Raw genomic sequence first — 11,735 nt, forward strand, 5'->3', positions numbered from 1 at the left:
AGTACCGCTTCCTGTACAGCATTAACAGGCAAATCGGTATCCGTCGCGCGGAAATCAAATCTTACATCAACATTAATGGTGTAAACGGGTTCGGACAGGCGTATTACGGTAATACGGAACTGACCTCCCAACTGTTTACCCACACGCTGAGTTACAACAAGGAATTGAACGCCGACCTTAACCTGAGCGCGGTAATTGGTTACGAGTACCAGAAGTTCCAGTTTAAAGGCGCTTCATTGGGCGCACTGGGTTTTTCTACGGATGAACTGGATTATACTAATATCCTCCAGAATGCTTTGCAGTCTAACACCTTCCTCAACTCATTCGAAAACCCCAGCTCGGAACTGCAGTCGGTGTTCGGCAGGGTGACGTTAAACCTGAAAGATAAATACCTCTTTACCGGTACACTGCGCGCCGATGGCTCCAGCAAGTTCGGGTCGAATAATAAGTATGGCTACTTCCCATCGTTTGCGGCCAAATGGAATATGAGCAACGAGGCTTTTCTTAAGGGCAGCACGGCTGTACAGAACCTGGCGTTTCGTGTAGGCTGGGGCATTACGGGCAACCAGGAATTCCCGGCAGGTGCGGCGCAGGAACAATATGCACTGGGATCTGGCGGCGGCGCGGGACTTAGCAACGTGGCCAACCCGGACCTTAAATGGGAAAGCAGTCAGCAGTTAAATGCGGGTATTGATTTCGCCTTAGCTAATAGCCGCATTTATGGTAGCGTGGATTATTTCTATAAGAAGACCACTAACCTGCTGTTTAACTTCCCCGCCATTCAGCCGGCCCCTGCCTCCAACTACTGGATCAACCTGCCGGGTAATGTGCTGAATACGGGCGTGGAACTGGCCATTAAAGGGGATATAGTAAGAGGGAAGGACTGGATGTGGACACTGGGCGTAAATGCAGCTTTCCTGAAGAATGAGTTGCGCGACTACACCGGCCCCATCGTCCTTACCGGCTCTATCAGCGGTCAGGGCGTATCTGGCGCTACCATACAGCGACTTGTTTCGGGCCAGCCACTCAATACTTTTTATGTGCGGAAGTTCGAGGGGTTTGATGACAAAGGCCAGGGTGTATACACCGACAATGGTAACTCTATGTTCTACCTCGGCGATCCTAACCCGAACCAGTTATTGGGCATCACCAGCGAACTGAATTATAAAAAATGGGCGCTGAACGTGAATATGAACGGAGCTTTCGGTCACCAGGTGTATAATAATACGGCTAATACTGTACTGCCTATCGGCAACCTCGGCTCGCGTAACATTGGTGCCTCTTTACTGGGCACCACCGAAAGCACCAGCAACCCGATTACTACTTCCAGCAGGTATCTCGAAAATGCCGATTTCATGAAACTTACCAATGCTACGCTCAGTTACAGCCTGGGCAACATCGGTAAAAACATTAAAAATGTAAGCGTTTTCCTTACTGGTCAAAACCTGTTCGTCCTTACCGGCTACAGCGGTTTCGACCCGGAAGTTAACACCGATAAAAGCGTGAATGGCGTTACCTCGTTCGGTATTGAGTACTCTCCATACCCCACCGCCAGGTCTATTCTTTTTGGTGTAAACTTTTCGCTTTAAAAAACTCTAAAACTTACGATCATGACCCGACATAAAATATTCGCGCTCTCCATCGTAGCCCTGGGTATTGGCCTCACGGCCTGCACCAAGCTCGACGAAAAGCTGGGCTCTACAATTACGAAAGAACAGGCCGACTCGGTGATTAAAGTACCGGCGCTGCTCAAAACAGCTTACGATGCGTTGCAGCTTCCCTACCAGGACCAGAGCAACTTTTGGGCGCTTTGCGAAATGACGACCGACGAAGCCGTGGCACCTACGCGCGGTGGCGACTGGGATGATAATGGAGTTTGGCGTGCGCTGCATGCACACGCCTGGACACCCGACCATACGCATGTAAACGATGCCTTTAACAACATCCTCACATTAGAGTTTGCGGCTACGAATGTGCTTAACTTCAGTCCCTCCGCCAGCCAGGCTGCCGAGGCCCGTTTCCTGCGCGCCTTCGCCATGTTCTCGGTTTTGGATGGCTGGAACCAGGTGCCGTACCGCCAGCCAGGCGACACATTGTTAAACGCGCCTAAAGTGCTGGTGGGCAACGACGCCCTTACTTTCATCATCTCCGAGCTGGAAGCTATTATCGCTGATCTGCCTGCTGGTCCGCCCACAACACCGGCCTATATTGCGAATAAAGCAGCAGCAAAGGTATTGTTGATGAAATGTTACCTGAACAAAGGCTCCTTCGCCAACCGCGAGGCGCCCACCTTCGACCCGGCAGATATGACAAAGGTGGTAACGCTGGCCGATGAAATTATTAGCACCGGTAACTACAGCCTGGCTAATAACTTCTACGACAACTTTGCCTATAACAACGATGTCATTTCCACCGAAAACATCTTCACCCAGCAGAATGGCCCTGGCCTGAGTACGGCCCGCGGAGGCAACTCCTCCTTCTGCCGTTGGGCGCCAACGTTGCACTACAACCAACGCCCCAGCGGATGGAACGGCTTTTCTACCCTCAGCGATTTTTATGACAAGTTCGAAGCGGTGGATACCCGCCGTGGCGCTGCTTACACTGGGGTTACCAACGTGAGCGGACTCCGGGTAGGCTTACTCGTAGGTCAGCAGTTCGATCAAACCGGGAAAGAACTGCAGGACCGTAAGGGCAATAAACTGGCCTTCACCCGCGAGCTGCTGTTACAGGAAACGGGCAACGACCTGGAGATAAAAGGTATCCGCGTGGTGAAGTACCCCCCGGATTTTGTAACGCTTAATGGCACGAACAGCAACAACGCCAGTAACGATTATGTGTTTTTCCGCTATGCCGATGTGCTGCTGATGAAAGCCGAAGCTTTATTACGTAACAACGGCGCAGCCGCAGCCCTCACTATCGTAAACAATGTACGCACCAAACGTGGCGCCACAGCACTTACCAGCCTCGACCTGGATAAAATGATAGACGAGCGCGGACGAGAGTTTTACTGGGAAGGCTGGCGCCGGCAGGACCTTATCCGCTTCGGCAAGTTCTTACTGCCATGGCAGTTAAAACCTACCGACGATAAAAAATACCTGCTGTTCCCAATACCGGCGAACGCGAAAGCGGTAAACAAAAATCTTACACAGAACGACGGTTATTAACGTTTCGTTTTTTCGCAGTTGATCAAATCCATAAAAGGGCTGTTTTCTAGCAGCCCTTCTTATGGACTATTTACAGGCCACGGCACAGCGGCCCAGGCCTTTCTTTGTACTAAACAGATATTTATGAGAAGATGTATGCTTCCTGCATTATTGATGGTGACGGGCTTTTACGCCCAGGCGCAGCAAAAAATACATACGATAGGCGATATTCAAACAGTAGATATAAAAGACGGCCAGGTGAACATTGGTACAGGTAATGCCGTAGTGCAGGTTACGGTGCATACGCCCACCATCATCCGGGTGAGGATGGACAATAAAGAACTGGGCAAGGACTTTTCTTATGCTGTTATCACAGCACCTGTAAAGACAAGTTCCCGCATCACCCAAAATGAAACAACGATTAATATCAGTACCGATTCGTTACAGGTGCGCATTAACAAAAGGCCTTTCACCATTAGTTTTCTTACTCCAAGTGGTACCATTATTAATGAAGATGAAAAAGGATTATCAACTTCGTGGGCGGGCGTAAACGTAACCAGTTACAAAAAAATGCAGGAGGGCGAACGGTTCATCGGTCTCGGTGAAAAAACCGGCAACTTCGACCGCCGGGGCAGCGCTTACACCAACTGGAACTCTGATGTATTTGGCTACAGTACCGGGCAGGACCCATTGTATTCTACCATCCCTTTTTACATCGGCATTCACCACCAACTTAACTACGGGATATTTTTTGACAACTCCTACCGTAGCGATTTTAACTTCGGCGCCAGCAACAACCGCTTTTCTTCTTTTAGTGCGCAGGGCGGGGAGATGAATTATTACTTTATTTACCACACGCAGGTGGCCGGCATCATTCAATCGTACACGCAACTTACAGGCCGCATGACGATGCCGCCTTTATGGAGCCTGGGTTACCAGCAAAACCGCTACAGCTATTACCCCGATACGGAAGTGATACGCATTGCACAAACGCTCCGCGAGAAAAAGATCCCTGCCGACGGCATTACGCTGGACATCCACTACATGGACGCTTATAAACTGTTTACCTGGAACAAGAGCCGCTTCCCCAACCCGAAAAAACTAACGGACGATTTAAAGAAACTGGGCTTCAGCACTACCGTGATCGTAGATCCCGGCATTAAAACAGAAAAGGGATATGGCGCTTATGAACGTGGCCTGCAGTCAGACATCTTCATAAAATACAGCGATGGAGTTCCTTACGCAGGCCAGGTATGGCCCGGCTGGTGCCACTTCCCCGACTTTACCGGCGAAAAAGGCAGGCTGTGGTGGCAAAAAGAAGTAAAGGCATATGTAGATGCAGGCGTAGAAGGTATCTGGAACGACATGAACGAGATCGCCACCTGGGGACAAAAAATGCCGGACAATGTATTGTTCAACTATGAAGGCGATACGACCACTCACTTACAGGCACACAACATTTATGGCCTGCAAATGACCCGCGCCAGTTACGAAGGCGCACGCGCAGCCAAACCCAATCACCGTCCGTTCATGCTTACCCGTGCAGGTTACGCCGGCTCGCAACGCTACACCGCCATTTGGACGGGCGATAACCGCGCCGAAGATGATCATATGCTGCTCGGAGTACGGCTGCTCAACAGCCTGGGCGTCAGCGGCATGGCCTTCAACGGGATGGACGTGGGTGGCTTTACGGGTAACGCCTCTGTTGGTCTATACACCCGCTGGATGCAACTGGGCGCGTTTATTCCTTATTTCCGCAACCACACCGGTGTAAATACCCGCAGCGCTGAACCATGGTCGTTTGGAGAAGAAGCTTTGGAAATCGTGCGTAACTACGTAAACCTGCGTTACCGCCTGTTGCCATACCTCTATTCCAACTTCTACGAAGCCACACAAACTGCTATGCCCATCATGCGCACGCTCGCCATTGATTACACCCACGATGCAAAGGTTTACGACGCCCGGTTCCAGAACCAGTTTATGTTGGGCCACGCTTTCCTGGTTACGCCTTTCGAAAGTCAGCGTACCTATGCGGAAATATACCTTCCCGATGGTCGCTGGTACGATCTATACACCGACCAGGTATCAGAAGGTGGCAAGGAATATATATTTCCGCTTAGCATGAAAAAGCTGCCTGTGTACGTAAAGGCCGGCAGTATTGTACCCACGCAGTCGCTGGTGCAAAGTACAGCGGAGAAGCCAACAGACACGCTGACCATACATGTTTATAAGGGCGGGCAGGCGAATAGTTTTCTTTATTATGAAGATGATGGGGAAACTTATGATTACGAGAAAGGGCAGTATTACAAACGTTTTATCCGTTATGAACCGGCCAACCGCAGTATTGTTTTTGAAAAGCCAGATGGCCGGTCAACCTCTAAATTTAACACGATAGCGCTATTGCTACACGGCTTTAACGAAGCCGTTCCGAAAGCAAAAGAGGAACGTATGGCCTGGCTCAACGCTATATCACGCTTCGATCCACAAGCCGGAGCTTCGGAAACGGATAGCTGTACGGTGCAACGCATCCACTTAAAAAATGAAAATAACAGGGTGGTGGTGAACTATTAATTACCAGGAGAACCAGCCTTTTTCGAAGCCGATAAAAACACCTTCGGGGCGAAGTTCAATGGGGTAGGTTTTGAGGTAAAAACCTTCGCCGCTGGTATTGCGGCCGTTTTTTACAGAGAATTTATAGCGGTGAAGCGGACAAACAATATTACCCACCGCATCTATATAACCTTCCTGCATAAAAGCGCCTGCGTGGGGGCATTTATGGGCAAAGGCGTATAACTCTCCCTGGTAGCGGGTAACGCAAACCTTTTTACCGGCTACGTCTTGTACGGTAATTACCGCTTCGGCGGCCAGTTCATCGTCCGCATCGGCTACACGGTGCCAGTTATACTCCTTTGCCATGAATGTTTAGTAGAGAAATTCTGATTTGTAAGGATAACGCTCGCGGTACAACGTAGCCACCTTTTCCAGGATGGTTGCGCGCAACTCTTCGATGTTACGGCGTTCGGTAGCGGAAACAAATACGCAGTTGCCGTTTGCTTTAGACAGCCAGCCCTGGCGTAATTGCTCCAGTATGTCCTGCTTCACCTCATCGCTCAGCCACTCGTCAAAGGTTTGTTTTTCGTAAAGGTCCATCTTATTAAAAATAAGGATGGTGGGCTTTTCGAAGGCCTTCAACTCCTGCAGCGTTCTGTTTACTACCTCGATCTGATCTTCGTACTTAGGGTGCGAAATATCTACTACGTGCATCAGGATGTCGCTTTCGCGCACCTCATCCAGGGTAGATTTAAAACTCTCTACCAGGTGGTGAGGAAGTTTGCGGATGAAACCTACGGTATCACTTAACAGGAAAGGGGTTTGCTCGAATACTACCTTGCGGGTAGTGGTATCCAAAGTGGCAAACAGTTTATTCTCTGCAAATACTTCGCTTTTGCTCAGCAGGTTCATGAGCGTGGATTTACCCACGTTGGTGTAACCTACCAGCGCTACACGAATAAACTCGCCACGGTCCTTACGCTGGGTAAGTGCCTGCTTGTCTATTTCGCCGAGGCGTTTACGTAGTAAGGCAATTTTATCCTTTACGATACGGCGGTCTGTTTCAATCTCCGTTTCACCGGGGCCTCTTGAACCAATACCACCGCCCTGGCGTTCGAGGTGACTCCACATACCGCGGAGTCTTGGCAGGATGTACTGGTACTGGGCCAGCTCCACCTGCACCTTGGCCTGCGCTGTGCGGGCGCGGCGGGCAAATATATCCAGGATGAGGTCACTACGGTCAATCACTTTTACTTTCAGCTCCTTCTGGATATTGGATATCTGCGAGCCGGTAAGCTCGTCATCGAAAATAACCAGGGTTACGTTACGCGTACTTACGTACACGCGTATTTCCTCCAGCTTACCCTTACCTACGAAGGTAGCGCGATCGGGGTGAGCCAGTTTTTGCGTGAAACGTTTTACCGTTTCGGCTCCGGCAGTTTCTGCCAGGAAGGCCAGTTCATCAAGATACTCCTGGACCTGCGGTTCGGTTTGCTCTTTGTGAATAAGCCCTACCAGTACCGCACGTTCGTCGTTCTTTACTACTTGTTGTTTATCTATCAATTCTTTAAAAACTTTCGGCAAAGTTACTACAAATAACCGGATAGCCGGAGCTTAGTTACAGCCGCCATCAGCCTACTTCTCCTCTTCCATATCGATATCTTCTCCGTGCCTGTCGCCGCCGAGGCTGTAGTAATTATTTTCTTCGTCCTCCTCGCCTATTTCTTCCATGTCATCATCCAGCTCATCGCCCGGTACATCGAGGGTATCGAGGTCTTCGTCGCCTTCTTCGCGCTCGGGACGCACGATGTCCGTGTTATCTTCCAGCTCGAAGTCACGCTGCGGGTCGCCCAGCAGGTCAAGGTCTTCCTCCGTTACATCTGCATCACTTTCCTCGATATCGTCGCTGTTCAGCAGCGGTGCCAGATCTTCAGGGTCTTTGCTATCCGGTGCGCCGCCCTGACCGGTGTGTTCGGCCTTGTTGTAAATATCCTCGCTGGCGGGGTAATGCGGATAACCTTCGGTGTTTTTGTTTTGTTTCTTATCCATAAAAAATGTTTTTGTTGATATAATGCCGGGATTTTAACCCCTAAAACCATTCCATAAACAACTGGTAGCGGCGTAGGTTTAACACTTGCGGTAAAATGTACAATAGATTGTGGAACCGGCTGGACAAAAGCGCCAATTTTACAGATACCCCGGGTTTTCCTACATTTATCGGATCAATAAAATCTACTGACCATGCGTAAAACGCTCTTTTTGGCAGGCATGCTTTTTATCCAGTATTCAAGTATGGCACAACAAAAAATGACGCCGGAGCTACTCTGGCAACTGGCAAGGGTGGGTGGCGAAACCCTCTCAGCCGACGGAAAAACGGTGATTTACGGTGTTAGCCGCTACAACCTCGCCGAGAATAAAAGTGAACGAAACCTGTATGCCGCACCAATTGAAGGGGGTGTTTCCAAACAACTGACCAGCACCGCGGGTGGCGAATCCGGCGCAACGGTACTGCCTGACGGTAAAATTGGTTACAACCTGAAAGGGCAGTGGTGGGAGATGAATGCCGACGGAAGCAACCCTGTGCAGAAAACCAATTACGAAGGCGGTATGCAAAACATCCGCATCTCGCCTAACGGTAAATACCTTCTTTTTTCGAAGGATGTAAAGGTGGATAAAGTGAGTGGTGTAGACTTCCACCCCGATTTACCGAAATCCAATGCACAAGTATACACCTCACTTAATTACCGCCACTGGGACACCTGGGAAGATGGTAATTACAACCATGTATTCTTCGCTCCGTACAACGATGGTCAGCTGGGCGAGCCCGTAGATATTATGGCCGGCCAGCCACACGATTGCCCACAGGTGCCTTCCGGCGGCCCCGAAGATTTCATCTGGGCACCCGATGGCAACAGCATTATCTATGTATGCAAAAAGAAACACGGCACCGCTTACGCCATTAGCACCAATACCGACATTTACCAATATAACATTGCTACCAAACAGACCAATAACCTCAGCGAAGGCATGGCCGGCTACGACGTAGCTCCCGCCTTTAGCCCCGACGGCAACCGTTTGTTATGGCTTAGCATGGCCCGCGATGGCTTTGAGGCTGATAAAAACGATGTAATCATCTACAATCTTAAATCCGGGCAGATCCATAATGCTACCAAAGACTGGGACAACACCGTGAGCAGTGCTTCCTGGAGCAAAGATGGTAAAAAGATATTCTTCCTGGCGGTGATAAAAGGCACTGAACAACTGCACGAAATAGCTTTGCAGGGCCAGGTAGAACTTACCGGCGCCAAACACATCCGCCAGGTAACCAAAGGCATGTTTGATGTAAACGGCATTGTTGGCGAAACCGGCAACAGCCTGGTGGTAAGCCGGGCAGACATGAACCACGCCGCAGAACTGTTTAATGTGAACCTGAAGACCGGCAGCATGCAACCGGTAACGAAGGAAAACGAAAACATTTACAGCAAACTCACTTCCAGCAAAATAGAAGAGCGTTGGGTAAACACGACCGACGGCAAGAAAATGCTGGTTTGGGTGATTTATCCGCCTGACTTCGATGCCACAAAGAAATATCCCACCTTATTGTACTGCCAGGGCGGCCCACAATCGGCCGTATCGCAGTTCTACAGCTTCCGCTGGAACTTTCAGTTAATGGCGGCGCAGGGTTACATTGTAGTAGCACCCAACAGGCGCGGTATGCCTGGCCATGGTGTGGAATGGAATGCCAGCATCAGTAAAGACTGGGGCGGACAGCCAATTAGAGATTATTTATCTGCAATAGACGATGTGGCGAAGGAACCTTTCGTAGATAAAGCCCGTCTGGGTGCAGTAGGTGCCAGCTACGGCGGTTACTCCGTTTACATGCTGGCCGGCGTACACGAAAAACGCTTTAAAACCTTCATTGCACACGACGGCCTTTTCGACCTGCGCAGTTGGTACGGCACCACCGAAGAACTGTGGTTCGCCAACTGGGATATCGGCGCTTACTGGGATAAAGCCAATGCTAAAAGCTACGAGCAGTTCAACCCCAGCAACCTCGTGGCCAACTGGACCTCGCCCATCATGATCGTGCAGGGTGGTATCGACTTCCGGGTTGGTATTGAGCAGGGCTTACAGGCCTTCCAGGCGGCACAGCTAAGGGGCATTAAGAGCAAACTGCTGTACCTGCCTGAAGAGAACCATTGGGTACTAAGCGCGCAAAACGCTATTGTTTGGCAGCGCGAGTTCTTCGGCTGGTTAAAAGAAACGCTTTAATCCAAAAAATTCCACGTTATATGTTTACAACACTCCAGGTAATGGTGGCGGATAACATCGCCACCATTACCCTTAACCGCCCCGAAGTTTACAATGCATTTGACGATACGCTTAGTTACGAACTGCAGGATGCCCTTAAGCAGGTGGACAAAGACGCCAGCGTGCGTGCCGTAGTGATTACCGGCGCCGGTAAAGCCTTTTGCAGTGGCCAGGACCTCAAAGCCGCTATGGCCTCCGGCAAACGCAACCTCAGCGAATCGCTGCACAAGCGGTACAACCCCATCATCCGTGCCATCCGCAATATGCCCAAACCCGTGATCTGCAAGCTGAACGGCGTGGCGGCAGGTGCAGGTTGCTCGCTCGCCCTGGCCTGCGATGTAATCATCGCCTCCGAAGCTGCTTCTATGGTAGAGATCTTCATCAATATCGCACTGGTGCTGGATTCCGGGTCTTCTTACTTTCTACCACGCACCGTGGGTTACCACCGGGCGTTCGAGCTGGCTACGAAGGCTACCAAATTGAGCGCTGCCGAGGCGAAGGAGCTGGGCCTGGTGAACAAAGTAGTGCCTGCGGCAGATTTGGATGATGCGGTAGCCGAAGAGGCCCGTTTTTACGCCAATGCCCCCACAAAAGCCATCGCCATGATGAAAAAGATGCTCACCAAAGGCATGACGGAAGACCTGGACGCAGTATTAGAGTATGAAGCCTATTGCCAGGAGATTGCTGGAAATACGGCGGATAATGCAGAAGGTATCACCGCCTTCCTTGAGAAAAGGAAGCCAGTGTTCAAAGGCGTTTAACCTGATAGTATTTTACCTGACAAGCCCGAGTATAGCTGAAGTATACCTGAAGTATACCTGAAAGCTAGGAGAAGAGTAGGAGAAGAAGGAGAATATACCATCAACATAAAAGAAGGGGTGGCCTGCATAAGGCCACCCCTTCTTTTTATAACTTATCATGACTGGCTTAGAGGCCGCTCAGGCAAAGACCGATTGAGTACGGGAACGCTTCCTGACCAGTGTTGTTTTTAAACACGGAAGAGAAGCTGTAAGTGCCAAGCACTGCCCAGTTACCCCAGCCGATCCTGGCAGTACCTGCATAACGCCAGGTGTTGAAGAAACGTTTGTTCTGCTCTTTCAGGATGTTCTTTTCGCCACCCAGGGAGCTTTTAGACTTAGTGTGCGCGTTCAGCAAAGCACCCACTTTAACACCCAAAGCCGCTTTGAAACCTTTATTGGCATTGTCCGGCACACCGCGGTAGCGAAGTTCCAGGGGAATGTCGACATAGGTAGTCATTACCTTGTATTTGCTGAAAGCGGTGGTGTTTACGTAATTCACCTGCTGGGAGTTACCGTTTGACATATCGATCTTCTGATCGTCGAGGAAAATACTGCTGGTACCGATACCCAAACCTGGCGCAAAGCTGTAATGCGAGTTGTTAATAGGGAAATCGTACATCAGGTACACATTAAAACCACGGGAAAAACCTGTCACACGCGCACTGTCCGCCCCGGCCCAGTTGTCGTACGTAAGCTGTATCATCAGGAAATCCCTGGAGTACCGGGCCCTGTTAGCTACGCCGGAAACGGCTGAACCGGAAGTGTTTTCCTGTGCAAAAACGCCAAAAGAAACCGCGATCAGACCTAATGTAAAGAGTATTTTTTTCATAATCTGTTTAATGCTTAGCAAAAAGAATATTAGGCAAATTTAATGGAATGCAAATAACCAAAGGTTAAAATATTGCAAAAATATCTATGGAATAATGAACAG

At 50.0% G+C, this 11,735-nt stretch carries 9 protein-coding genes; 5 read left to right on the forward strand and 4 right to left on the reverse strand.

The window, feature by feature from the left end:
* The 3 genes from QZT80_RS19225 to QZT80_RS19235 form a co-directional block, all read left to right on the forward strand.
* Positions 1-1,589, forward strand: a 1,589-nt coding sequence (locus QZT80_RS19225) for a TonB-dependent receptor (RefSeq protein ID WP_295125825.1), incomplete at its 5' end; no start/stop codon positions are given.
* Between the two features lie 21 nt (positions 1,590-1,610).
* A complete protein-coding gene (locus QZT80_RS19230) occupies positions 1,611-3,164 on the forward strand; it encodes a RagB/SusD family nutrient uptake outer membrane protein (protein ID WP_295125827.1) in 1,554 nt (517 codons plus the stop codon).
* A 123-nt stretch (positions 3,165-3,287) separates the two neighbouring features.
* Positions 3,288-5,714 carry a glycoside hydrolase family 31 protein gene (locus QZT80_RS19235; protein ID WP_295125829.1) on the forward strand — a complete coding sequence of 809 codons (2,427 nt, stop codon included), beginning with the start codon at positions 3,288-3,290 and terminating at the stop codon, positions 5,712-5,714.
* Here the strand turns inward: QZT80_RS19235 and QZT80_RS19240 are convergent, their stop codons facing one another.
* The 3 genes from QZT80_RS19240 to QZT80_RS19250 are packed head-to-tail and all read right to left on the reverse strand — an operon-like array spanning position 5,715 to position 7,742.
* Positions 5,715-6,059 carry a Rieske 2Fe-2S domain-containing protein gene (locus tag QZT80_RS19240; RefSeq protein WP_295125831.1) on the reverse strand — a complete coding sequence of 115 codons (345 nt, stop codon included), beginning with the start codon at positions 6,057-6,059 and terminating at the stop codon, positions 5,715-5,717.
* A 6-nt stretch (positions 6,060-6,065) separates the two neighbouring features.
* A complete protein-coding gene (gene hflX, locus QZT80_RS19245) occupies positions 6,066-7,277 on the reverse strand; it encodes a GTPase HflX (protein ID WP_295125833.1) in 1,212 nt (403 codons plus the stop codon).
* A 51-nt stretch (positions 7,278-7,328) separates the two neighbouring features.
* Positions 7,329-7,742, reverse strand: a complete 414-nt coding sequence (locus tag QZT80_RS19250; protein ID WP_295125834.1) for a hypothetical protein — start codon at positions 7,740-7,742, stop codon at positions 7,329-7,331.
* A gap of 192 nt (positions 7,743-7,934) precedes the next feature.
* Between QZT80_RS19250 and QZT80_RS19255 the strand changes: the two genes are divergently transcribed.
* Positions 7,935-9,965, forward strand: coding sequence for a S9 family peptidase (locus QZT80_RS19255; protein ID WP_295125836.1), 2,031 nt, complete (start codon positions 7,935-7,937; stop codon positions 9,963-9,965).
* Between the two features lie 20 nt (positions 9,966-9,985).
* Positions 9,986-10,765, forward strand: coding sequence for an enoyl-CoA hydratase-related protein (locus QZT80_RS19260; RefSeq protein ID WP_295125838.1), 780 nt, complete (start codon positions 9,986-9,988; stop codon positions 10,763-10,765).
* Between the two features lie 166 nt (positions 10,766-10,931).
* Here QZT80_RS19260 and QZT80_RS19265 read toward each other — a convergent pair whose 3' ends face one another.
* A complete protein-coding gene (locus tag QZT80_RS19265; protein ID WP_295125840.1) occupies positions 10,932-11,633 on the reverse strand; it encodes a porin family protein in 702 nt (233 codons plus the stop codon).
* Positions 11,634-11,735 lie beyond the last annotated feature (102 nt).

It is taken from the genome of uncultured Chitinophaga sp. (genome assembly GCF_902168175.1).
Lineage (GTDB): Bacteria > Bacteroidota > Bacteroidia > Chitinophagales > Chitinophagaceae > Chitinophaga.

What these genes read in the sequence shown, in the direction of transcription:
- QZT80_RS19230 (WP_295125827.1), top strand. Translation starts at nt 1,611, where the DNA reads ATGACCCGACATAAAATATTCGCGCTCTCCATCGTAGCCCTGGGTATT.
- QZT80_RS19235 (WP_295125829.1), top strand. Translation starts at nt 3,288, where the DNA reads ATGAGAAGATGTATGCTTCCTGCATTATTGATGGTGACGGGCTTTTAC.
- QZT80_RS19240 (WP_295125831.1), bottom strand. Translation starts at nt 6,059, where the DNA reads ATGGCAAAGGAGTATAACTGGCACCGTGTAGCCGATGCGGACGATGAA.
- QZT80_RS19250 (WP_295125834.1), bottom strand. Translation starts at nt 7,742, where the DNA reads ATGGATAAGAAACAAAACAAAAACACCGAAGGTTATCCGCATTACCCC.
- QZT80_RS19255 (WP_295125836.1), top strand. Translation starts at nt 7,935, where the DNA reads ATGCGTAAAACGCTCTTTTTGGCAGGCATGCTTTTTATCCAGTATTCA.
- QZT80_RS19260 (WP_295125838.1), top strand. Translation starts at nt 9,986, where the DNA reads ATGTTTACAACACTCCAGGTAATGGTGGCGGATAACATCGCCACCATT.
- QZT80_RS19265 (WP_295125840.1), bottom strand. Translation starts at nt 11,633, where the DNA reads ATGAAAAAAATACTCTTTACATTAGGTCTGATCGCGGTTTCTTTTGGC.